Here is a 22,578-nt window from a genome sequence, read left to right as displayed (position 1 = left end):
TTTTTACTAATGAAAAAACTATATCTATTTGATTTTGATGGAACACTTACGTACAAAGACACCATGTTTTTGTACTTGCAGTTTTATAATGAAAAAAAATATTTCTGGAATTTTCTGAAACATATTCCGCTTTTTGTTTTGGTAAAATTACATTTGGCGAATGCAGAAAAAGTGAAAAAAAGTTTCATCAGTTCTATTCTAAAAGGCGAAAGAGAAGAAAAAATCAATAGAGTTTCTCAAGAGTTTGTCGATAAATTTTATCCGAAAATTATCAGAGAAAACGCTTTAGAATTTATAGAAAACATTGACAAAGAAAACACAGAAAGTTACTTAATAACCGCTTCTCTTGATATTTGGGTGAAACCTTTTGCCGAAAAAATGGGAATGAAATTTTTGGCAACAGAAGCCCGTTTTGAAAACGGAATTTTCACTGGGCATTTTAAAACTAGAAATAACAACGGCAAAGAAAAAGTAAACCGAATCCAAAAAGAAATAGAAGGCAAAAAGTACGATAAAATCATCGCTTTTGGCGATACTTCTGGAGATTTACCTATGCTTTCTCTCGCTCACGAATCTCATTACAGATTTTTTCATTAATTTCGTCGCGTAAAATTCTAAAATGGAATAATTAAGATTTTCTGTCTTAATGCTCACAAATATTTCCTAAAAATGACACAGATATATTTAGATAATGCTGCTACCACACCACTTTTAGACGAAGTAATAGATGCGATGGTAGTGGTTATGAAAAACAATTTCGGGAATCCTTCTTCTACACATACCCTTGGTCAAGAAGCCAAAACAATTCTAGAAGAAACCCGTAGAAAAATTGCCCATGAACTCCATGTTTCCCCCGCAGAAATTATCTACACTTCTTGCGGAACTGAAGCTAATAATTTAATTCTGAAATCTGCGGTTGAAGATTTAAAAATCGAAAGAATTATTACCACAGAATTAGAGCATAAATGTGTAGCAGAATCGGTAGAAAATCTCAAAAATTTTAAAAATGTAGAAGTGATTTACCTCAATGTCAATGAAAAAGGAGATGTAGATATAGAGCAATTACAGCAGCTTTTGAAGTCTTCCGATAAAAAAACTTTGGTCAGTTTAATGCACGTAAATAATGAAATTGGTAATCTTTTAGACTTGGATAAAGTTGCCAATATTTGCAAAGAAAACGGAGCGTATTTTCATTCAGATACGGTGCAAACCATGGCACATTTACCTTTGGATTTTTCTAAAACTTTGGTAGATTTTGCCAGTTGTAGTGCGCACAAATTCCATGGACCAAAAGGTGCAGGTTTTGCTTTCATCAGAAAATCTACCCACTTAAAAGCTCAAATTCATGGTGGAACTCAAGAGCGAAACTTAAGAGCAGGAACAGAAAATGTAGTAGGAATCGCAGGACTAGGGAAAGCATTTGAAATTGCAACGGATAATTTAGAAAAATTCTCTTCTCATATTCAAGAAATTAAGGATTACGCCATCCAAAGACTTTCAGAAAAAATTCCGGGAATTCTTTTTAATGGAAGAAGTGCAGAAAGGGATAAGAGTCTTTACACGGTATTAAGTGTGTCTTTGCCCTCACAAAATCCTTTGATTGGTCTGCAGCTAGATATGAAAGGAATTGCAGTTTCACAAGGAAGTGCATGTAGTTCTGGAGCAGCAAAACCATCATCTGTACTTTCTAAAATTTTAAGTGAAGAAACCCAGCAAAACACCACTCCGCTTAGAATATCTTTTTCTCATAAAACAACAAAAGAAGAAATAGATGCGCTAGTTAATGCAGTGGCGGAAATCTTACGATTATAGAAAAATATAATGGTTCGCATAGACAATACTTTTAAAAATTTGGCAAGAATATTGTAAATTTGTAACCTGAAATCAATAAATAATTAGAAACAAATATTAAAGAATTATGGCAGTAGAATTAACAGACAGCAACTTTCAAGAATTGGTATTAAATTCAGATAAACCAGTATTAGTAGATTTTTGGGCAGCTTGGTGTGGACCATGTAGAATGCTTGGGCCAATCATTGAAGAACTTCATGATGATTTCCAAGGAAAAGCGATTGTAGGAAAAGTAGATGTAGATAATAATCAACAAGTATCTATGGATTACGGAATCAGAAATATCCCTACTGTTTTGATTTTTAAGAACGGAGAAGTAGTAGATAAATTCGTAGGAGTAGCTCCTAAAGCGGCTATTGCAGAGAAATTAAATGTATACTTGTAAAAATAATATAATTGAAAATGAATGCTTTCCGTTTTGGAGAGCATTTTTTTTGTAAAAAAATTTGCAGTATTCAAGAAAAGTTGTAATTTTGCCATCACGAAAAAAGAGCAGTGTTCTTTAATTAAAAGATCCGGTAGTTCAGTTGGTTAGAATGCCGCCCTGTCACGGCGGAGGTCGCGGGTTCGAGTCCCGTCCGGATCGCATAAAGTTTATCAATTACTTTTCAAAAAATTGATCCGGTAGTTCAGTTGGTTAGAATGCCGCCCTGTCACGGCGGAGGTCGCGGGTTCGAGTCCCGTCCGGATCGCATAAAGCTTTACAAATTTTGTAAAGCTTTTTTTATTTTATTTCCGTTTCTTTTTTATCATTTCTAAAATTAATAATTTTATAAAAATTTTAAAATGAAACTGGTTTATATCAAAGAAATTGTAGTAAGTGACGAGCATTTAGACCAAAATAATCATGTGAATAATGTTCAGTATGTGCATTGGGTAGAAGAAATGGCAAAAGAACATTGGGATATTTTAAAAAATAGTACTCCTTTTGCAGATGATTTTTGGGTGCTTTCTGACCATCATATTCAGTATAAGAAGCAAGTCTTTAAAGGTGAAATGCTCACGTTGAAAACATATCCTGAAAAACCAGAAGGAATAAGACAACCTAGAAAAGTAGAATTTTATAGAGGTAAAGAATTGGTGGTAGATTCTAGAACGCTTTGGATTCTGATGGATAGTCAGAATTTAAAAATTAGAAGAGTTCCAGAGGATTGGTTAGAAAAAATTTAGAAATTTCTAAACGCTCATTTCTCCTCTATACTCACTTCCTTGAATGATGTTTCTTCTTTCTAACTCTGCATCAATGTAATTTTGAATTTGAGACTTTTTTAAGCCCCATTTTGGTGCGATGAGCATTTCTACATCAGACAAAGCAAAAAGTCTCTGAATGACGATGTCTGGCCTTAATTTTGGCAGAATTTCACAGAGAATGTCAGTGTATTCTTCTAAAGTGAAGAGCGGGAAGGGTTCTCTTTTGTATTTTACACCCATAATAGAACCTTTTACGATGTGTAAGTGATGAAACTTCACGAAATTAATTTTCTCAAACATGTTAATTTCATCAGCATATTTTACAATCATTTCTCGTGTTTCGCCAGGTAATCCCAAAATGGTGTGAACGCAAACATCTAACGAAGAATTTTCTAAAAGTTTCATGGCAGAAATGAAATCTTCATGAGTGCAACCACGATTAAGATTTTGCAAAGTTTCATTGTAAATAGATTCTATTCCCAGTTCTATATCTACTTCTAACCCTTTGTTTTTGTAACTTTCTAGAAGTGTTATAATCTCTGCATCTAAACAATCGGGACGTGTTCCGACGGATAAACCAACAATGTTTTCTGAATTTATTTTCAATGCTTCATCGTACATTAATTTGAGTTCTTCTACTGGCGCATAAGTATTAGAATTAGGCTGGAAATAAATGATAAATTTTTCTGCTTTATAATTTTGAGTAGCGTTTTCCATGCCATGTAAAACCTGTTCACGAATAGAATCTAGATTTCTAGAAGCAGGAGTAAAAGAATCTGTATTACAATAGGTACAACCGCCATAACCTTTGGAGCCATCTCTGTTCGGACAGGTAAAACCACCGTCTACAATGACTTTGTACACACGCTTTCCGTGATATTTTTCTCTGAGGTAAGCACTGTAATAATTATAGTTTTTTTCTCCGTAAGCAAGTGTTTTAATAGACATTTTAAAGTGAAATTAATGCGTAGGTTTTTCTGTCATTTAAGAATGGAATTTTCTGCAAAATTTTTGAGTTGTTCCATTTCGGTTTTTGCTTTTTTCTGCCCGATTTTTGTGGCCAAAAAAGTAAGCAATAATAAAACCAATGCAAAGATAGAAAGATAAATTGCCCAAGGAAAATCTTGGCTGTTAATTTGTTTTGTAACAACCCAAATAGTAATAAAAACCATGAAAATAATAGAAAAAATGAAGTAAAGGAACATAAAAAAAGTCCAAACGGCTGCACTTGGTCCAAAAATTCCTCTGATAAAGGTTTTTTTCATCTTCCTTCTCAGCTCTGAGAGAAAGATAAGGTTTCCAAAATTCATTATGAACGGTTTTTACCCAAATAGAAGCCACTTCTTTATTGATATTTCCTTGGATTTCAGTATTTTTTTGAAGTTCAGTTTTTAAATTCAATTCAAAATCCTCTTTACTCAAATCAGTTTCTAATTTGAATCGAGGTCTGGTTCTGATGGTATTGATTTTTTTATCCATTAATTTTCTTGATAAGGAATAGGGTCTTTTAGAATAAATTCTTTGATTAAAGTTACAGAATTTCTGATTAATTTAATTTTTATCACTCTATTTTCTTCTGTAATAAAAGCTTCGTTTATTTCTTGTAGCGTCATGTCAGAAGTCTTTTTACCATTGATTTCTAAGAGTTTATCTCCTTTCTTGATGTCTGCTAAAAATCCTGGTGAGTTTTCTCTAACTCCAGCCACAGAATATTCTGGTTTCAACACAAATTTGTATTGAAATTCACTTGCATCTTGAATTCTTATTGTGGTTCCTCTGTCGTTATTTGTAGATTCTGGAAGTTTTGGAAGTTCAACTTTTACCAAATCTTTTTCCCATTTCATGCCATCATGTTTGATGTCTAAACCGCTCATATTAAATCTGAAAGGTTCTTTGATAGATTTGGTTTTTTTGATGAAAAATAAGCCATTTTTATAGTCGAAACCAATTGTAAATCTTTTTAAAACATCTGCACCGATAGAGCCAATTCTTTCTTTTACGAAATTCATAGATTTTACCGATTCTTCACTCGGCATTGCTACAATGGGTTCATTTAGAATATTATTTCCAAGTTTCAGTGCGTGGATTCTACTGCGTTTTCCATAGATGTCACCATTGAATCCTCTTCCTAGAAAATCGTCTATATTAGGTCTATTATAGTTGAAATTTGGGATTCTATTAGGGAAAAGCCACATTGCATCGCTATTTCCTAAGTCAATGAGCATTTTTGCAGGGAAAAACTCCTTGGTTTGCTGTACTTCGGCAATGTGATAGGGTTTTTGGGATTCTACACTTATAGGTAATTTCTCAAATTTTCTGAAAGTTTTCTCAGAATAATATTTTCTATTGTAAACCGTAATAATATGCCTTTCGAAATCTATTTTTAGTGGGTTGTTTTTAAAAAAATGATAACCAATGATGCCATTTACAGGAATTCCTACGTGAGAAGAAAAATTGAAGTCTTCGTCTAAGATGATGTAAATTTCGTGACTTAAATCCACTAAAGTTTTATTGACTTCTACTTTGTTTTGAGTAGATTTTATGCCTTCTATATAATTGCTTCCACCTAACCCTGTAAATCTTATTTTTTCTACATTTTCGAAAACTACTTCTTTATTTTCTAAGCTAAAAAGTAAAGTTTCGGAAACGCCAGTGTCTAACAAAAAAGTAAGGTCTACATTATTGACTTTTAAATCCAGAAAAACTAAATTATTGATTTGCCGAAAAGGAATATTTACCTTTTTTTTATCCTCTAATATCTGAAAGCCATCTTGAGCATTGATGGATAAAGAAAAAATCAGAAAAAGAAAAGATAAGATTTTCATAGTCTGAAATTACAAAGAATATTTTAATAAAATTCAAAATATTTTGTGGATACAAAAAAAAACTCCTCAGAATTTCTGAGGAGTTGTAGTATAAATTAATTTTCAGTCTTCCATCTTCCGATTTCTGACTTCCAACTTTTTAGTATCTGTAGTATTCTGGTTTGAAAGGACCTTCTACTTCTACACCAATGTATTTAGCTTGTTCTGGAGAAAGTGTTTCTAACTCTACGCCTAATTTTTTAAGGTGAAGTGCTGCTACTTTTTCATCTAAATGTTTTGGTAACATGTACACTTTGTTTTCGTATGCTTCAGAATTTGTCCAAAGTTCAATTTGAGCTAAAGTTTGGTTAGTAAATGAGTTAGACATTACAAAACTTGGGTGACCAGTTGCACAACCAAGGTTTACCAATCTTCCTTCTGCTAAAATGATGATTTCTTTACCATCTACATTGTAAATATCTACTTGCGGTTTTACTTCAGTTTTGGTGTTACCATAGTTTTCGTTTAACCAAGCCATATCAATTTCGTTATCAAAGTGACCAATATTACAAACGATGGTCTTATCTTTCATTTTTTTGAAATGTTCAGCTCTTACAATATTAAAGTTACCTGTAGTAGTAATTACAATATCAGCATTTTCGATTACAGTGTCTAGTTTTTTAACTTCGTAACCTTCCATGGCAGCTTGTAAAGCACAGATTGGGTCAATTTCTGTAACAGTAACGATAGAACCAGCTCCTCTAAATGAAGCAGCAGTACCTTTACCTACATCTCCGAAACCACAAACTACCACTCTTTTACCAGCTAGCATTACATCTGTAGCTCTTCTGATTGCATCTACAGCAGATTCTCTACAACCGTATTTGTTGTCGAATTTAGATTTAGTAACAGAATCGTTTACGTTAATTGCAGGCATTACTAGAGTTCCGTTTGCCATTCTTTCGTATAGTCTGTGAACGCCAGTAGTTGTTTCTTCAGAAAGACCTTTGATTCCAGCAGTTAATTCTGGGAATTTATCAAAAACCATATTGGTTAAGTCACCACCATCATCCAGAATCATGTTTAATGGTTTTCTGTCTTCTCCAAAGAAAATCGTTTGTTCAATACACCAATCGAATTCTTCTGCATTCATTCCTTTCCAAGCATAAACTGGGATTCCAGCAGCAGCAATAGCAGCAGCAGCGTGATCTTGAGTAGAGAAAATATTACATGAAGACCAAGTTACTTCTGCACCAAGGTGAACTAAAGTTTCTATTAAAACAGCAGTTTGAATAGTCATGTGAAGACAACCTGCAATTCTAGCCCCTTTTAATGGTTGAGAAGGACCATATTCTTCTCTTAACGCCATTAAACCTGGCATTTCTGCTTCGGCCAATTGAATTTCTTTGCGTCCCCATTCTGCTAGGGAAATATCCTTAACTTTGTAAGGTAAATATTGAGTTTTAGTTTCCATAAAATTTGTTAAGTATTTTTTACAAATTTGACCAAAATAGTCAAAAAATTTTTGCAAATTTACATTCTTAATTTCTATTGACAAAATAATGCCCTTCTATCATGATTATTCTGATGAAAATGCTGTAATTCTTTACTGGAAGTATAGTGATGAAGACGAATTTAATGCAGAAGAACTCATAGAACCCGAAAATCTGGAAAAAGCCAAAGATTATCATCCCAAAAAGTTATTAGAACATTTGATGGTAAGAAAAATGCTCAAAATGCTACTTCCAGAGCACAAAATTCTCTATAAAACCATCGGCGAACCTTATCTCTGGCCAGATTCCGCTCATATTTCTATCACGCATTCTTTTCCATTTGCTTCTTTAGCGGTTTCTAAAAATAGAGTAGGAATAGATTTAGAGAAAATAAGTTCTAAAATTCTAAGAATCAAAGATAAATTTCTACACGAATCGGAACATATTTGGACTCAAAACAGACAAAATGAAGTAGATTTATTGACGATTATTTGGGTCATCAAAGAAAGTCTTTATAAAGTTCACTTGTCTAAATATTGGTCGTTAAAAGCTCATTATCAGGTATTTCCTTTTGATGTCAATAACCTTTCTGAAATAAAATGCAGAGTTTTTGATGATTTTTTCAGCCATGATTTCACAGCGAAAGTTTTTAAAATAGAAGATTTTTACTTCGCCATCGTAGAAGAAAACCGCGACTTAGAAGATTAATCAGTTACTTTTTCTGCAATTTTTCTTTGGTCACGAGCTTGATTATAAATCAGTTCCAGTAATTCTCTGATGTTTTTGAGCTCAGTAAGATGAGAAATATTTTTAGGATCTCGTCTGTCGTAGAATTCATTTTCGGTGATTTCTTCTTTTCTTTTTTCTAAAAGTTCATTCACCAAATCTTCTGGCGTGAGCTTACTTTCTGCAAAATCATCTTTTTTAATTTCTTGTCTTTGCAAAATTGCGATGGTACGAGAAAGTTCAGCATTAATCTTATTTTTCCAATTTTCGAAGTCTATTTCACGATAAACTGTTTTTTTTTGTGCGTACTGAGAAAGAGATGCACTGTAAGCGGTAAAGAGGTGAGAAGTGGTCACAAATTGGTGAACGTTTTCTAGATTTTTCTGTTGACCTTTTGGGTCAGAAAGCATTTTCTGGAAATTATCAGAAAGATTGGCCAAACTTACCACAGCGTATTTTCGGCTGATTTTATAGTCTTGAATAGGAATGTTTTTTTGCTGAAGAATCTCAATGATAGTATTCAAATATTTATGATTGGCAAGGATGTAATTCAGCATAAAAGTTCTATTTTTCTGATGTTCCCAAACGGGCAAAACCAAGTAAGAAACCAGAAATACAATAACTCCAGCAATTGCTGTGTCAATCAACCTTTCTATAAAAAGTTCTGAGAAATCCCCAGGTTTTAGGAAGTTGAACATCAAGAAAATATAAATCGTCATAAAGAAAACAGACCAAGCATATTTATCTTTGAGCAAACTGAAAGTGAGCACTAAACACATTAAGAAAATCACAAACTGTGCAACAGGATTCGTGATGAAATAAATCACAAATAATCCAGCAGCAGCACCGCCAACTGTTCCGTATAATCTGAGGATATTTCGGTGTTTGGTAATGCTGTAAGCAGGCCTCATAATCGCCAAAATGGTGATGAGAATCCAGAACGTTTTTTGAATATGAAAAATTTCAATTTTTGAAATGGCGTAACCCACTAATAATGAGGTAGTTATTCTTACAGCATGTCTGAAATGATTGGATTTGATAGAGAAATTTTCTAGGAAAACTTTTGAGTTAAGTTTTTCATCTTTTTGTACAAATTTTTCTAAATCTAGCCCTGTAGAAAGGCTTTTTGCCAATTTAATATCTTGAGATTTTAAAAGATATATTTTTTGAGTTTCTTCTGAAATGGCAGAAATTCTGTGCATGATTTGTCTCAAAATCATGAAATCTTCTAACGTTTCGGCGTTCAGGTGTTGATTTCTAAGTTGGTAATATTCTTCGTGTAAGGCATGAATTTCTGCAGAAATATCAGTAATGGGAGCGGTTTTTAATCCACCTTGAATAGAAATCCCGATGTGAACCAATTCATTCGATAATAAATTGAGGTAATTGTGGATTTTTTCTAAAATATTTTTATTTCCAAAGGTATTTTGCAGTTTTCGGTAGTCGTTGGTTGAAGTCAATAAAATCTCGTAAAGGTCAAGTGAATTGAGGAAAAGTTGAATCAATAATCTACTGGTAGAAGTAGATTCTCTTACGATTTGTCGGGTTTTGAAAACCACTTCTCTTGTCGCTTCTTGATGTTCTTTGATTCTGACTTGCAATGCAAAAATTTGCTTGTACAAAACATCGAAATCTGGTTTAGAATGGTAAAACTGAGCTTTTAATTTCAAATAATTACCGAGTTCTATATAATTTTCACCAATCATTTGTTCTGCCAGTTTATATGGTTTTATTACCGTTACCAGCATGAAAACCAAGATGAACCAAATTCCACCTAAAGTAAAAACCAATGCATTATAAAACGCAGAATGACCACCAGGAGCGCCATCTATAAAAATGGCTAAAACGACTAATGTGAGGGAACCTACTGCTGCTAAACGTTGTCCGTAAACGCCTAACATGGTGAAAAACATCCCGAAAATGATAATTTCTAAAAAAATAAGCGGTGGGAAATCTTTCAACAATCCTGCAATGAGCGAGACAAAGAAATAAAATCCAGAGGCAACTATCAGTGCGTTCCTTCTTCGGTGAAAAGGACCTGTAGAATCCGTAAGTGCTAGGAAAAGGGTTCCGAGTGGAAATAAGAAAAATTCTTTCAGCAAACCTAAATACGCCAAAATAATACTCGGGATTACAACGGCTAAAGCAATTCTGGTTCCTGAGTAAATATATTGACTGGTGATAAATTTTTTAAGTTCCGAAGCATAATTCATTTTGCAAAGATAGCAATTGTCTCGTAAGTCTGAGATTCTGGAGTATTATTAAACTCTGAATTTTTGTAAAAAAAAACGCGCCGAATTTTCAATTCGGCGCGGTGAAAAAAATATTTTATTCTTCTACTACTTCTGCATCTGGTGCATTTTTCTTTACAGATTCTATTCCGTTATCTCTTGCTGCTTCAGATTCGTAAAGTTCACTTGTTCCAATGATTTGCCCGTTTCCAGCTTTCAAGTTGAACATTGGCTTCCCATTACTACTTTCTTTTCGTTCATATTTTGCATCATCAGAAGCGTTCTTTTTCACAGATTCTACACCGTTTTCGCAAGCAGCTTTCGTGGTATAAACTTCGCTAGTTAAAATTACTTGTCCGTTTCCAGCTTTTAGATCAAATTTAAAACCAGTTGCAGTGGTTTTTATTACAAATTTTCCCATAATGTTTTGAAATTTAGTGATAATCAAAGTTATAGAAAAATAAAAAAATCTCAATAAGAAATTGAGATTTTTTAAAATATTTAAGAAGTTTCTTTATTTAGTTGAAATTTTTCTTTTATACTTGATGAAAATTTTAAAATTAATTTTAATAATCTTCGTTGTTGTAAGATTCTTCGCCAATGTTCCAAGTAAGTCCGAATCTTAAAGTATTATCAAGAGCAGTATTTACTTTAGAAGTATTGATGAGGTAAGATAAATCTAGACCAAAAGAGTTGTAATTAAGACCTACACCTACAGTTGCGTATTGTCTTGCTCCTTGAATTTCACTCTCTCTGAAATAACCTGTTCTCACCGAAAAAGCATTGTCATAAGAATATTCTAAAGAGCCACTGTACATAATACTTTCTTTATTGCTGAAAGACTTACCAATTCCTTCGATTACACCCACATTTGGAACGTTACCTGTTTCGTCTGGACCAGGAACGAGTAATTTAGAAGCTTCTAGAGTTAAACCTACTTTGTTGACTTCGTCTAAAAATAAATCGTAACCAGCTCCTAATCTGAAAGTGGTGGGTAAATATGAACGTGAATTTTCGTCACCAGTGTAATCTAATCTTGGACCTAAATTTTGAATTGCCCAACCAGCTCTTACTCTTCCTTCATAATCACCAAAACTGGTGTGTTTGAAAGTTTGTAAATACCCAGAAACGTCTACTGCGAATGAATTTCCTGGTTTAAGTGTGCTTTCAGAACCAATTCCACCAGATAAATCAGAACGGATATATCTTCCTGTTACTGCCATAGAGTAGGTGTCTGATAATTTTAAAGCATAGGCTACATCTATTGCAAATTCATTAGGTTTTGCGGTTCCTTCATTTACCACTTCGCTTCCTACTAATCTGGTAAGGTCTACAGAGCCCATATTGAAATAATAAATACTTGCAGAAAGAGATGAACGGTCTTCTTCTCCTAACATAGTATTATAACCTAGATATAGTAAAAATACATCGTTGGTGAGTTTTCCCATCCATGGAGTATAACTTACGGCAGCAGAAGAGGTATTTCTACTAAACGGAAACTTAGAAGCGTTCCAAAATTGTGAAAAAGCATCTGCGCTTGTTGCTACACCTTGGTCTCCTAAACCTCCAGCTCTAGCATCTGGAGAAATCCTTAAAAAAGGAGCTCCTGTAAGCACAGGATAAGTATTTTGTGCCATCGCCAAACTTCCGATTCCAATACTTAGTCCTAAAAAGAGTTTTTTTGTTAATTTCATATTTGTTTTTTCTATTTTAAAATCACTAATTTTTCTACTAAAGAGGCAGTTCCTTTACATTTTTCTTGATTTTGACTCTTTACTAAAACTTTGTAAATATAAGTTCCTTTACCAACTGGAGCGCCAAAATCATCATTTCCGTCCCATTCTATAGCAGTTCTGTGTGTTCTATATCCTTCTAAAAATGGAGTAGAAGTCACTGTGGTGCTGAATGTTCGTACTAATTTTCCTGTGATGGTATAGACTTGAACATTTACATCTAAAACATCATCACAATTGTGTTCAAACTGTATATACGTTTTATTGGTAAAAGGATTCGGCCAATTTAGTAATTTTTTAACAACTAAATTTTCGGCTTCTGGGTCTCTTACTACAAAGTTTAACGTTTGAGTAGTCGAATTATTGTTAATATCCCAAACTTTAAAGGTCAATTGGTGGTTTCCAGGTTTTAAATTTTGGAAAGGATAGAGTACAGAGCCTTTCTGATAGTCTAAGAAAGAGGCGTTAATACAGCCATTTCCTGTTCCCGGAGTATAAAAATCGTTCAGAACAGTGGTATTGATAACTTCGCCGTCAAGAACTACGGTAATATCATGACCAATTCCCGAACCTGTAGAGTTAATTCCTGTATTATCTGTTACACAAGCCAAAAGATTAGGATTAGAGTCGGTAATTCCTCCATCTACAAAATTGGTGTTGTTTAAGTACAATTGAACTTTTGGAACTTCATTATCATTAATTCCGTTTGGATTAATATCTCCAACTTTTTGTGTTTTGTTATTGAAAACATCAAAAACATTGTTATCTGCATAAGCCAATATTCTACCGTCTCCCACAGTGTAATTAATGTCTTTTGGCATATAGAATTCTACGGTGAAAGTTCCATTGGTAACCGTTCCAGAAGCTTTCACAATCGGGCTTCCTTCTTCGAAATAATTAAGAACTGGAGTTAAATTTCCATCATTGTTGAGGGTTTTCTTAGCTAATTTTTTATCAAAAATATTGATGACTACTTTACCATTAAAAGTATTGTCAATTGCTCCTGATTGATTATTAACATGCCCCGTAATTTTTACAAAATCTAACGCTCTTAGTTGACCAACAACTGGTGAAACTATATCTTTATTGTCTATGCTGATAAGATTTTTCGGTCTGCTGAGTTTAAGAGCGGGATCGCCTAAAAGATTTACTTTCAAGTGGTTAGAATCTGTTCCGTATTCAGTTTTTGCTGCGATAAAAGCATCTCCTACGGATAAAAAGTCATTGTTATACAGTTTAAAGAGATTTCGGGTAAAAGTTTCTGTAAATAATCTTCCGTAAACTGTAGCAATTGCTCTAGAAGAGGTAATCATAGAATTGGCTCCACCTTGTGGTAATTTCATCAATTGTTCTCCTGCAGATGAAGTATTGTGGTCATCCCAAAGTGTAAATTCACAAGTAATGGTACTGATGAAAGGAAATCTGCTGTAAGCATTATTGTAATTATTAAAAGCCGCAATTTCTTGAGTAGTCAAAACTCTTTCTTGCGCCCAACCGTTAATTCCTCCATGTCCGAAATAATACAGATATAAACTGTTGCTCATCGCATTCGTAATGGCTTGGTTTACTTGTGGAAATCTTTGTCCACCTGCTGTACTTTGACCAGGAAAAGCATCTAAGTATAATTTTTTAATATTATATTCTGGTTTGTCTGTATTTCCTTCAAAATTATTGGCTAAAACCAAGTTCATTACATCATGGAAAGTCCCTTTGAGATAAGGATTCGTACTGGTATCTACACGACTGTCTTGGTCATCATCTACCACGAAATTCATTTTTAGTCTCCAATCTCCAAAAGGTGATGATTGTCCCGGAACTGCATTGTAATAAGAAAGTGTTTTATCGACTAAATTTTTTGCTTCAGCAATATTTTCTGCAGGAAGTCTTCCTACTGGAATATCTGGTAAAATAGCATAAATATAAGTCGTGTTTTGTGGAGTAGTCATCCCAAAATAATCATCGGTTACAAATGATGCTTCGTAGTTTTCACTATAATCACTTTGATAACTTGGGATATAATTTTTATTATTGGTGGTAATATTTCTATAATCAAAAGTAGTGTCTCCTAAGATAAGTACATATTTTAGTGTTCCAGCTGGAGTGTTTAGTTTGGTAATAAAATCTCTAATTGCTGTTAAATCTTGTCCACCAGAAGAAAATTCATTGTAAATTTTCTTTACATCAGCTACTTCTACATGATAATTTTTTTGAGTTCTGTAATAATTGGCAATTCTTTCGGCTTGCGGAGTAAAATCACGAGTGGTAACGATGAGGTAGTCTACATTTCTCAAACCAGATAAGTCTTGATTGTCCACTTTTTCAACAAAAAGTGGCTCAAAAGAAGCAGTATTTTTAAAAGCTACAAATTCATTGTTGAAATATGGAGAATTTGTAGTGTATCCGAATGAAAATTGCGTTCCTGAAGCTTTATTGACAATTTTTTTAGCGTTTGTAATGTCTGAAACATCCCAAATTTGCTCTACGTTAGTTGCGTTTTCTACCGTAAATCCGAAAGTCTCTCCAGAACCTGTAGGAATTTCAAAAACTCTGAAATTCATTTGTGCATCATTGTATACAAGGTCTTGTTTGTATTGAACTTCGGCGTAATCCAGATAATAAGCCACCAAAGGATTAGAAGATTCTAAAGTATAATCTATTTTCAGGGTCGTTCCGCTTAGATTTGACGCAGAAGTTTCCCAAGGGATTTCTTTGATTTTAATTTCTGGGGAATTGCTAACCGTAAAACTGCTGCTGTTTTGTCCGTTGATGCTGTAGGTAATTTTATCATTGGTTGCGTTTTTCACATAAACCGAAGATTTTATTTTTACAGTATCCGTAGGTTTAATAGCGGTTTTGGTAGTAAAAGAAACGGATTTATTAGCATTAAAAGCATCTCCCACCCAAAGTCTACCAATATTCAAGAAATTGGTTTTTTCTTCATTGATGAATTGATAGTCGTCATAACGAGTGTAAACTTTGGAAGATGGCGCAATATCCGAAAGAGTTATTCTTTTCCCTTCTCCTTTGTCAAAATTAATGAAGTAATAAGAGAAATTTTCATAGATGTTTACACTGTTATCGCTAATGTGAGTGAGTCTGGTTTCGTTACGTTTGTAGCCACTTCCATTATTTACGTTGTAAAGATTATAACCATGTGGACCTTGAGCGTAGAAAAGTGCATAGTCATTTTCGTCCCATTTTCCATCTTCTTCACCGATAACTTGTATAGCGTTTTCTTGTAAAGCTGCATATCTGAAATCCTGATTGAATTCTGGCAACATTAAGCCACCATTTCCATAAATTCTGAAATTTTTAGGATTAATACTCGATGGATTGATGCCATTATCTCTAAGGAATTTTGTCGTGATTTTGAAAACTCCAGACTTATCAACTTTAATTTTATAGAAATTCCCAGATTTCAAAGGGTTTTCGGTAGTGCCAATTAAATCAGAAGTTCTAGAAGTTCTTTGGTTATTAACCGTTTTTTTTACCAGTTCAAAAGAGGTTAATCTATAAAGTGTATTTTTATCTTTTTTAATGGTTGCAATGACTACATTGGTGAGAAATTGTCCGTTGATGGTTTGTTTTTGACTATTAGAGTATGCAATTTCTTTAGTGGAAACATTATCAGCAATTAAACCGTATACTTGTTTAGCTGGAATTTTTTCCCAAATTAAGTTTTTAATGTCATATTGAGAAGATTCCTTTTCTTTTTTAGAAAAAGTGAGATATGGAACTCCATTAATAATAGAATAATTTTCGTTTTTAAAAAATGGAAGATTGTATTGGAAGGTTCCATAATCCATTATTTTGTTTCCTTCCCATTCTATAGTAGTTTTTTGACCAAATAAATGGCCAGTAAAAATTACAAAAAGAAGTAGTAATAAATTTTTTTTCATAGTCTAAAATTGCGCTACAAAATAAACGAAAAAAACAAAATTTTCATATCAAACAATAAAATAAATTTTAATACGTTAAAAAAAACATAAAAAATCTTACTTTTGATGTTTGATTAATAAAATAAATTATTTTTCTTTGTAGCTCGAAATTATCTAAAATCAATTATGAAAAAACTAAAGTTTATTTCATTGCTTGCACTAGGCGCAACATTGCTTCTAACCAGCTGTGGTGGAGGCGGTAATGTAAAAAGTGGAGGCGGAACCAAAAAATTTACCAGCAAAACAGGTTGGAAACCTAATGACACGAAAGGTTGGTTCTTTACTGGTAAAAAACAAAAACCAAAAGGATGGCCAGGAATGGTCTATGTAGACGGAGGTACTTTTACCATGGGGTTGGTAAAAGACGATGTAATGCATGATTGGAACAATACCCCAAGAAGAATGCAGGTAAGCGCATTTTTCATCGGTGAAACAGAAATCACTAACTATGAATATAGAGAATATGTAACTTGGCTTAAGTTTGTATTTCCTCCATCTGATCAAAGTTTTAAAAATATTTATACAGGTGCTTTACCAGATACATTAGTTTGGAATAATAAATTATCTAGAAATGATTACGCGGAAACTTATTTCCGTGCTCCAGAATATGATTATTATCCTGTAGTAGGGGTTTCTTGGCAGCAAGCAGCTAGATATTGTGATTGGTTAACGGATAGAACCAATGAAAGAGAGTTAATGAATCAAGGACTTATTGATAAAAGTTATTACGCCAATGATGGAAATAATCAAGGTCCGAATGCATTTAACTTAGACAAGTATAAAGCAAATGATCCAGAATTAGATGCTTATCTGAACAAGCAAAGACAGCAACAAAAATCTGGGATTAGAACTTCTAATGCAAGAATTCAATCGGCTAATAGAAATGCAACCGCTGGTTTAGTAACTAAATTCCGTCTTCCTACAGAAGTAGAATGGGAATATGCAGCGCTTGGTTTACAGAAAAATAGAGAATACAACAACTACCTAGGAAAAGAACCTGAAATTGAAAAATTAAGAGGTAAAAAAGGTAGAAACAGAGGAATGTACCTAGAAAACTTTAAACAAGGTAGAGGTGACTATTCTGGTGTTGGTGGTTGGAATAATGACGGAGCTCCTACAACTGCAGATGTGAGACAATATCCTTCTAATGATTTAGGAATTTATGGTATGTACGGAAACGTAGCAGAATGGACAGCAGACGTTTACAGACCAATTATAGACGAAGAAGCGAGCGATTTCAATTACTATAGAGGAAATATGCCACAGCAAACTGTTAAAAATGCTGATGGAACTTATAAAAAAGTAGATCCAAAAGACATGAAGTTCGAAAGATTAGCGGATGGTAGAGAAATCTACAAAGGTTTACCTGGAACTTATGAAAGAAGAACTGTAGAAGATCAAAGAAATTATAGAGATGGTGATTTCATGTCTTCATTAGAAGCTGGTTATGGTAAAGAAGTAGACAGTTCTATGGCAGAATACAATATGTATAACTCACCTAAAACTCAATTCATCGTAGATGATAAAGGTAGAGTAATCTTGCAAAAAGATAATAAGCAAAGAACAACTAAAGTTTCTAATACTGTAAGAGTTGTAAAAGGTGGTTCTTGGATGGATACTGCATATTGGTTAGACCCAGGACAAAGAAGATTCAAAGAAGAATCTAAATCTTTCGGATGGATTGGTTTCCGTGTAGCACAAGATGCTAGAGATACCAACAATAAGAGAACGAAGAGATAAAATTTCTTTTAAATTATTTAAAATCCTTTCCTTTTTTGGAGAGGATTTTTTTATTTTTACCACATGAATATTACAGATTTTTATGCGCTTTATTTACAAGCCAATAAAGTAACCATAGACAGCAGAAAAATTGAAAAAAACGATATGTTTTTCGCTTTTTCTGGTGAGAATTTTAATGCGGCTACTTTAGCTGAAACAGCTATGGATAATGGCGCTCTTGCCGTAATCGTAGAAGATAAAAATTTTGAAAATACGGCTAAAAATATTTTTTATGTTAACTCTACATTAGAATTTTTACAAGATTTAGCAAAACATCACAGAGCACAGTTGAGAATTCCTATTATTGCTTTAACAGGGAGTAATGGGAAAACTACGACCAAGGAAATCATTCATGCTGTTCTTTCGCAGAAATACAATACTCAATATACTTTTGGGAATCTCAATAATCACATTGGCGTTCCATTAACTGTTCTTTCTATAAAGCCAGAACACGAAATGGCGGTGGTAGAAATGGGCGCTAATCACCAAAAAGAAATTGAATTTTTATGTACGATTGCTCAACCTAATTTTGGATATATTACTAATTTCGGGAAGGCACATTTAGAAGGTTTCGGTGGAGTAGAAGGTGTAATCAAAGGAAAATCTGAATTGTATGATTACCTCAAATCGAATAATCAATTTGTAATAGTGAATGAAAATGATCCTATTCAAGTTGAAAAAACAGAAGGATATGATTTGGTGATTCCTTTCGGAAGAAGAGATTCTGAGTTTTATTTTGAAAAATTCACAGAAAATAATTGTGTTGGAATTATTTATAATGAGGTAGAAGCACTTTCAAAACTTACGGGAGATTACAACTTTACCAATCTTTGTGCGGCTACCAGTTTAGGTTTGTATTTTGGGATTGATTTTAATTTAATCAAAAAAGCCATTGAAGAATACACACCAACCAACATGCGTTCGCAAATCGTGAAAAAAGGAGATAAAACCTTGGTTTTAGATACTTACAACGCGAATCCTAGCTCTATGAAGGTTTCTCTGGAAAATTTCAATGATTTTATTGGAACTAAGACCATCATCATTGGTGATATGCTAGAATTGGGCGAAGAAAGCGCAACAGAACATTCTCAAATTTTAGAATTGGCTAAATCCTTTAATTTTGATGAAATCATTACTGTTGGTCCGCATTTTAAAGAAGTAAATGCTTCTGGAGTGGCCTTTTTAACTACACAAGATTTAATCAATTATTTAACCGAAAATGAAATCCATTCGCAGAATATATTGCTGAAAGCTTCACGAGGAATCGCGCTAGAAAAAGCATTAGAATTCATTAAATAAAAAAGAAAAGGTGGAAATTTAAATTTCCACCTTTTTTATATTGCAAAAACCTCGCTCAAAATCAGTTTGATGTTTTTAAAAGTATTGGGCAAAACTTCGTCGTTAATTTCGGTTTGCGTTTTCCATTCTACTTTTGTAATTCCTTCTTCGGTTTGAGGAATCGGTTCTTTTTGACCTACATAAGTCATTTTAAACCAATGCGTGGCTTTTAGAATTCTTTCCTCTTTTCCTTGTTTTTTTTCTTTGTAAATATGGAAAGTAGTATTTACAAATTCTTCTAAAATAAGCTCTGTAAGTCCAGTTTCTTCTTCTAATTCTCTTAGCGCAGCATTTTCTAGAGATTCTTCTGGCTCTATTTTACCTTTCGGTAAATCCCATCTTCCTAATCGGTGAATGAAAAGGATTTTATTTTCTTGGTTGAAAACAATTCCACCTGCTGCTTCCACAACTCGTAACATACCCGTCAATTCTTCCCAAATTTGCTCTAAATTCTCACCGTAAATGTTAATTTCTGAGGTAGAAGTATTTTCGAGCAAATCTATGGCGATTTCCAAGGTGGTGGTTTCTTCATAAGGCAAGTTCTTCTCAATGGGAATTGGAGATTTACTGATGCTTAATCTTTTTTCATTGACAAAAACTTTATACATTTGTAATTATATTAATTTTTACAAAAATATTAAAAAAATGAATTTAGAAGGAAGAAAAGTTATAGTAAATAAATCTTCTGAGCAACTTTTTCAAATGCTTAAAAATCCTGAAGATTATAAACACTTAATGCCAGATAGTTTAACCAGTTTTGAGCACAGAGAAGATGGCTTCAAATTTGGTTTAAAAGGAATGCCGGAAGTTGCCCTTAAAATCGCTGAATTGGTAGAAGGTCAAAAAGTAGTTTTGAAATCTGCAAGTTCTTCATTAGATTTCTCACTTACAGGAAACATCTCTCCAGTAAACGAAAACCAAACAGAAGTTCAGTTATTATTCGATGGAAATTTTAATCCATTTATCAAAATGATGGTAGAAAAACCATTACAAAACTTCTTAAATGCACTTACAGACAAGTTAGAGCAATTATAAAAGCGTTTAAACGATAAATAAAAGGTTTTAGATTTGTTCTGAAACCTTTTTTATTCTAAAAATTATGAGAAAACTTTTATTATTTTTTTGTACAATCGTTTCACTGAGTTTGGCTTCACAGAGTATAGATGAAAAGCCTTCCAAAACGTTTAACGTTAACATTAACGGAACTATTCGTAAAGTAAAAGAAGATGAGGCTTTTAAGTTGGAAGACAAAAATATAAAAATCAACATTTCTCCTGAGATGACTTTCAGTAAAGGAATTGTAAGTTTTGATTATCCTCAGTATTTTGCTTACGAATATAATGATGAAGGAAATAGTTTGAAAAGTTGGGTGTTATCTGGGAACGATTTCAAAATATTTTACATGATAATAAAAGGAAATTTTTCTCCATCTGATTATGCTGATTCAATGAAAACGAAATTTGAAGAATCAATTGATACAGATGTCACTTTAAGCATTAATAAAAATACTTTTGAAGGAAGAAAATTAATGGTTTCCGTTTTAAGAAATCCATTTGACATGGAAATTTATAAATTGAAATTTGATGGTAAAAACACCCATTTCTTAATTTTTCAAGATTCTAAAAAAGAAAACGGTAATAAAAGTGATGAAAGTGCTTTAGCAAAAGAAATTCTTAATAAAACATTTTATTTACATTAAAGTTTTAGAATTCTTTTGAAACCTTTTTTTATACCAATATTCCGCTGGAATGATTCTCTGAACTTCCAGTTGCTGAACAAAGTACATTTACCTCATTTCTGAGTCTTAAAACGCCCATAAAAGCAAAGATTAAAGCTTCTTTGAAGTTGATTATGTTTTCGTCTGGAACAATGAGTTCTGTCTGTGATTTTTCTTGTATTTTTTCTAATAAATAAGTATTGAAAGTTCCGCCACCAGTTACTAAAACAGTTTTGAGCTGATTATCATTAAAAACTTTGGCAATTTGTTCGGCAATATGTTTAGTAAAAGTAGCGATGATATTTTCAGGACTTTCATCTTTTAACAAAGGAAAAACCTCTGAGTTCACAAATTCTACGCCGAGTGATTTTGGAGCGGGTTTTTGATAAAAGGTTAAAGCATTTAACTCTTCTAAAATTTTGAAATTAATAGCGCCATTTCTAGCAAAATCACCGTTTTCATCATAGTTTTTTCCTAATTTTTCAGCAAAATAATTCAAAACCACATTCACTGGTGAAATATCAAAAGCAATTCTTTGATGGTTTTTCTGTAAAGAAATATTAGAAAATCCGCCCAAATTGAGACAAGCATCATATTGTGAAAATAAAAGTTCATCTCCAATCGGAACTAATGGAGCGCCATTTCCGCCCATTAAAACATCTTGACTTCTAAAATCGTAGATTACGGGCTTTTTGGTTGTTAATTTTATGGCTCTTCCATCACCGATTTGCAAGGTGAATTTTCGTTGCGGTTGATGAAAAACAGTATGACCGTGAGAAGCGATAAAATCTAAATCAACAATATTATTTTTGGAAATAAATTCTTGAGTTTTTTCGCCAAGATAGAAGCCGTATTCTTTGTCTAACGCCAATAAATCTTCAGCCGAAAGTAGAATAGCATTTTGCAGACGATTTTTCCATTCTGGAGAGTAAGGAATGGTTTCGGTTTTTAGAATTTCAAATTCCCAATTGGTAATATTTTGGAATTTTGCATAGCAAAAGTCTAAACCATCAAGGCTGGTTCCAGACATTAGACCAATGGAGAAAAATGTTTTCATGAATTAGAATTAATAAACCACAAAAGATACAAAGAAAATTTATTCAAAAGTAAAAAAAGTAAATTATAAACCTAAAACTTTATCTCTACCTCTACCTCTACCTTTACCTCAATCTTAATTTCCAGAATTTGGCATCTTCTTCACATTGAAGTCTCCAGAATTGTTGTAGAAGGTATATTCAGAGAAATCATCTTTTGCATTCATTCCATTTGCCGCCACGAAAATTGAACCGTCTTTATCTGTTATGAAAACGGTATCTTTAGTGTACATTCTTTGTTTTGCTTTGTCCCAATAAATAGATTGCATGGCAAAGGTTTGTCCTTCGTTATTGATGACTTTTACATTTCCTCTGGCTTCGTAGAATTGTTTTTTGTCAATCATTTTGGCATATTTTGCCCAAAGTTTTCCTGGAGTTTTGGGTTTTTTAGAATCATAAAATTCTAAATATAGTCCTTTTCTTACCACTACATAAGGAGTGTCTACAAATTCATATTCTTCTAGCAATGGCGCTTTGAAACGCACTTTTACCATTCCAGAATCTTTTTTTACAATATCGGCATTATAAATAATTCTAGAAGCGAAATTGGTGCTTTTTTTATCGTTTACTTTGGCCAAATCTTCTTCGCAAGAAGTCAAAGCAAAAAATATAGCCAAACCTGAAAAGGTGACTATATTTTTAAATAATATTCTTGAGAATTTTTTCTGCATTTTTATAGATTT

At 33.1% G+C, this 22,578-nt stretch carries 20 protein-coding genes and 2 tRNA genes; 11 read left to right on the top strand and 11 right to left on the bottom strand.

Translation table 11 applies throughout. The features are described from left to right. The first annotated feature begins 9 nt into the window (after window positions 1-9). The 6 genes from KKQ76_RS06660 to KKQ76_RS06635 all read left to right on the top strand — a co-directional run bounded on the left by KKQ76_RS06660 (window position 10) and on the right by KKQ76_RS06635 (window position 3,021). Window positions 10-597 (top strand): HAD family hydrolase, encoded by a 588-nt coding sequence (locus KKQ76_RS06660; protein WP_213196378.1) that lies wholly within the window; start codon window positions 10-12, stop codon window positions 595-597. 72 nt (window positions 598-669) lie between these two features. Continuing rightward, window positions 670-1,812, top strand: a complete 1,143-nt coding sequence (locus tag KKQ76_RS06655; RefSeq protein WP_213196377.1) for a cysteine desulfurase family protein — start codon at window positions 670-672, stop codon at window positions 1,810-1,812. Window positions 1,813-1,918: 106 nt separating this feature from the next. Next, on the top strand, window positions 1,919-2,236 hold the full coding sequence (trxA, locus tag KKQ76_RS06650) for a thioredoxin (protein WP_213196376.1): 318 nt from the start codon (window positions 1,919-1,921) through the stop codon (window positions 2,234-2,236). 127 nt (window positions 2,237-2,363) lie between these two features. After that, a tRNA-Asp gene (locus KKQ76_RS06645) sits at window positions 2,364-2,437 on the top strand. A 32-nt stretch (window positions 2,438-2,469) separates the two neighbouring features. Next, window positions 2,470-2,543, top strand: a tRNA-Asp gene (locus KKQ76_RS06640). 94 nt (window positions 2,544-2,637) lie between these two features. Beyond that, window positions 2,638-3,021 carry an acyl-CoA thioesterase gene (locus KKQ76_RS06635; protein WP_213196374.1) on the top strand — a complete coding sequence of 128 codons (384 nt, stop codon included), beginning with the start codon at window positions 2,638-2,640 and terminating at the stop codon, window positions 3,019-3,021. A gap of 6 nt (window positions 3,022-3,027) precedes the next feature. On the opposite strand, the gene KKQ76_RS06630 is transcribed toward KKQ76_RS06635, so the two are convergent. The 4 genes from KKQ76_RS06630 to ahcY all read right to left on the bottom strand — a co-directional run bounded on the left by KKQ76_RS06630 (window position 3,028) and on the right by ahcY (window position 7,320). After that, the gene (locus KKQ76_RS06630; RefSeq protein WP_213196373.1) at window positions 3,028-3,990 is read right to left on the bottom strand and encodes a TIGR01212 family radical SAM protein; all 963 of its coding nucleotides are present in this window, start codon (window positions 3,988-3,990) and stop codon (window positions 3,028-3,030) included. 32 nt (window positions 3,991-4,022) lie between these two features. Then, window positions 4,023-4,307 (bottom strand): hypothetical protein, encoded by a 285-nt coding sequence (locus KKQ76_RS12725; RefSeq protein WP_246501357.1) that lies wholly within the window; start codon window positions 4,305-4,307, stop codon window positions 4,023-4,025. Between the two features lie 213 nt (window positions 4,308-4,520). Then, a complete protein-coding gene (locus tag KKQ76_RS06620) occupies window positions 4,521-5,867 on the bottom strand; it encodes a PDZ domain-containing protein (RefSeq protein WP_213196372.1) in 1,347 nt (448 codons plus the stop codon). Between the two features lie 139 nt (window positions 5,868-6,006). After that, window positions 6,007-7,320: an adenosylhomocysteinase gene (gene ahcY / locus KKQ76_RS06615; RefSeq protein ID WP_104793499.1), complete on the bottom strand. Its 1,314-nt coding sequence runs from the start codon at window positions 7,318-7,320 to the stop codon at window positions 6,007-6,009. An 88-nt stretch (window positions 7,321-7,408) separates the two neighbouring features. Here ahcY and KKQ76_RS06610 point away from each other — a divergent pair, with 88 nt between their 5' ends. Further along, the gene (locus KKQ76_RS06610; RefSeq protein WP_213196370.1) at window positions 7,409-8,047 is read left to right on the top strand and encodes a 4'-phosphopantetheinyl transferase superfamily protein; all 639 of its coding nucleotides are present in this window, start codon (window positions 7,409-7,411) and stop codon (window positions 8,045-8,047) included. Here the strand turns inward: KKQ76_RS06610 and KKQ76_RS06605 are convergent. From KKQ76_RS06605 to porU, 4 genes are all read right to left on the bottom strand, one after another. Next, the gene (locus KKQ76_RS06605) at window positions 8,044-10,278 is read right to left on the bottom strand and encodes an FUSC family protein (RefSeq protein WP_213196368.1); all 2,235 of its coding nucleotides are present in this window, start codon (window positions 10,276-10,278) and stop codon (window positions 8,044-8,046) included. The two genes, KKQ76_RS06610 and KKQ76_RS06605, sit on opposite strands and share 4 nt — an antisense overlap. A 115-nt stretch (window positions 10,279-10,393) precedes the next feature. Next, window positions 10,394-10,717, bottom strand: a complete 324-nt coding sequence (locus KKQ76_RS06600; protein WP_213196367.1) for a YegP family protein — start codon at window positions 10,715-10,717, stop codon at window positions 10,394-10,396. 145 nt (window positions 10,718-10,862) lie between these two features. After that, window positions 10,863-11,990, bottom strand: coding sequence for a type IX secretion system outer membrane channel protein PorV (porV, locus tag KKQ76_RS06595; RefSeq protein WP_069797703.1), 1,128 nt, complete (start codon window positions 11,988-11,990; stop codon window positions 10,863-10,865). Between the two features lie 11 nt (window positions 11,991-12,001). Then, on the bottom strand, window positions 12,002-15,928 hold the full coding sequence (porU, locus tag KKQ76_RS06590; RefSeq protein WP_213196366.1) for a type IX secretion system sortase PorU: 3,927 nt from the start codon (window positions 15,926-15,928) through the stop codon (window positions 12,002-12,004). Window positions 15,929-16,093: 165 nt separating this feature from the next. Here porU and gldJ point away from each other — a divergent pair, with 165 nt between their 5' ends. Beyond that, entirely contained in the window at window positions 16,094-17,707 is a 1,614-nt protein-coding gene (gene gldJ / locus KKQ76_RS06585) for a gliding motility lipoprotein GldJ (protein WP_213196365.1), read from the top strand. A 63-nt stretch (window positions 17,708-17,770) separates the two neighbouring features. Next, window positions 17,771-19,045, top strand: coding sequence for a UDP-N-acetylmuramoyl-tripeptide--D-alanyl-D-alanine ligase (locus KKQ76_RS06580; protein WP_213196364.1), 1,275 nt, complete (start codon window positions 17,771-17,773; stop codon window positions 19,043-19,045). 35 nt (window positions 19,046-19,080) lie between these two features. On the opposite strand, the gene KKQ76_RS06575 is transcribed toward KKQ76_RS06580, so the two are convergent. After that, entirely contained in the window at window positions 19,081-19,692 is a 612-nt protein-coding gene (locus KKQ76_RS06575) for an NUDIX hydrolase (RefSeq protein ID WP_213196363.1), read from the bottom strand. Window positions 19,693-19,729: 37 nt separating this feature from the next. Between KKQ76_RS06575 and KKQ76_RS06570 the strand changes: the two genes are divergently transcribed. Next, window positions 19,730-20,119 carry an SRPBCC domain-containing protein gene (locus KKQ76_RS06570; RefSeq protein ID WP_069797728.1) on the top strand — a complete coding sequence of 130 codons (390 nt, stop codon included), beginning with the start codon at window positions 19,730-19,732 and terminating at the stop codon, window positions 20,117-20,119. A 64-nt stretch (window positions 20,120-20,183) separates the two neighbouring features. Further along, window positions 20,184-20,783 (top strand): hypothetical protein, encoded by a 600-nt coding sequence (locus KKQ76_RS06565; protein WP_213196362.1) that lies wholly within the window; start codon window positions 20,184-20,186, stop codon window positions 20,781-20,783. 28 nt (window positions 20,784-20,811) lie between these two features. Here KKQ76_RS06565 and KKQ76_RS06560 read toward each other — a convergent pair whose 3' ends face one another. Both KKQ76_RS06560 and lptC read right to left on the bottom strand, forming a co-directional pair. Continuing rightward, window positions 20,812-21,858 carry an anhydro-N-acetylmuramic acid kinase gene (locus KKQ76_RS06560; protein ID WP_213196360.1) on the bottom strand — a complete coding sequence of 349 codons (1,047 nt, stop codon included), beginning with the start codon at window positions 21,856-21,858 and terminating at the stop codon, window positions 20,812-20,814. Between the two features lie 114 nt (window positions 21,859-21,972). Next, the gene (gene lptC, locus KKQ76_RS06555; protein ID WP_069797716.1) at window positions 21,973-22,566 is read right to left on the bottom strand and encodes an LPS export ABC transporter periplasmic protein LptC; all 594 of its coding nucleotides are present in this window, start codon (window positions 22,564-22,566) and stop codon (window positions 21,973-21,975) included. Between the last annotated feature and the right edge of the window lie 12 nt (window positions 22,567-22,578).

It is taken from the genome of Cloacibacterium caeni (assembly GCF_907163105.1).
Classification (GTDB): domain Bacteria; phylum Bacteroidota; class Bacteroidia; order Flavobacteriales; family Weeksellaceae; genus Cloacibacterium; species Cloacibacterium caeni_A.
This window is presented reverse-complemented; position numbering and strand designations above follow the sequence as displayed.

Bases quoted from the DNA above. Each gene is read 5' to 3' on its own strand.
- KKQ76_RS06660 (WP_213196378.1), top strand. From the start codon at position 10: ATGAAAAAACTATATCTATTTGATTTTGATGGAACACTTACGTACAAA.
- KKQ76_RS06655 (WP_213196377.1), top strand. From the start codon at position 670: ATGACACAGATATATTTAGATAATGCTGCTACCACACCACTTTTAGAC.
- trxA (WP_213196376.1), top strand. From the start codon at position 1,919: ATGGCAGTAGAATTAACAGACAGCAACTTTCAAGAATTGGTATTAAAT.
- KKQ76_RS06635 (WP_213196374.1), top strand. From the start codon at position 2,638: ATGAAACTGGTTTATATCAAAGAAATTGTAGTAAGTGACGAGCATTTA.
- KKQ76_RS06630 (WP_213196373.1), bottom strand. From the start codon at position 3,990: ATGTCTATTAAAACACTTGCTTACGGAGAAAAAAACTATAATTATTAC.
- KKQ76_RS12725 (WP_246501357.1), bottom strand. From the start codon at position 4,307: ATGAAAAAAACCTTTATCAGAGGAATTTTTGGACCAAGTGCAGCCGTT.
- KKQ76_RS06620 (WP_213196372.1), bottom strand. From the start codon at position 5,867: ATGAAAATCTTATCTTTTCTTTTTCTGATTTTTTCTTTATCCATCAAT.
- ahcY (WP_104793499.1), bottom strand. From the start codon at position 7,320: ATGGAAACTAAAACTCAATATTTACCTTACAAAGTTAAGGATATTTCC.
- KKQ76_RS06610 (WP_213196370.1), top strand. From the start codon at position 7,409: ATGCCCTTCTATCATGATTATTCTGATGAAAATGCTGTAATTCTTTAC.
- KKQ76_RS06605 (WP_213196368.1), bottom strand. From the start codon at position 10,278: ATGAATTATGCTTCGGAACTTAAAAAATTTATCACCAGTCAATATATT.
- KKQ76_RS06600 (WP_213196367.1), bottom strand. From the start codon at position 10,717: ATGGGAAAATTTGTAATAAAAACCACTGCAACTGGTTTTAAATTTGAT.
- porV (WP_069797703.1), bottom strand. From the start codon at position 11,990: ATGAAATTAACAAAAAAACTCTTTTTAGGACTAAGTATTGGAATCGGA.
- porU (WP_213196366.1), bottom strand. From the start codon at position 15,928: ATGAAAAAAAATTTATTACTACTTCTTTTTGTAATTTTTACTGGCCAT.
- gldJ (WP_213196365.1), top strand. From the start codon at position 16,094: ATGAAAAAACTAAAGTTTATTTCATTGCTTGCACTAGGCGCAACATTG.
- KKQ76_RS06580 (WP_213196364.1), top strand. From the start codon at position 17,771: ATGAATATTACAGATTTTTATGCGCTTTATTTACAAGCCAATAAAGTA.
- KKQ76_RS06575 (WP_213196363.1), bottom strand. From the start codon at position 19,692: ATGTATAAAGTTTTTGTCAATGAAAAAAGATTAAGCATCAGTAAATCT.
- KKQ76_RS06570 (WP_069797728.1), top strand. From the start codon at position 19,730: ATGAATTTAGAAGGAAGAAAAGTTATAGTAAATAAATCTTCTGAGCAA.
- KKQ76_RS06565 (WP_213196362.1), top strand. From the start codon at position 20,184: ATGAGAAAACTTTTATTATTTTTTTGTACAATCGTTTCACTGAGTTTG.
- KKQ76_RS06560 (WP_213196360.1), bottom strand. From the start codon at position 21,858: ATGAAAACATTTTTCTCCATTGGTCTAATGTCTGGAACCAGCCTTGAT.
- lptC (WP_069797716.1), bottom strand. From the start codon at position 22,566: ATGCAGAAAAAATTCTCAAGAATATTATTTAAAAATATAGTCACCTTT.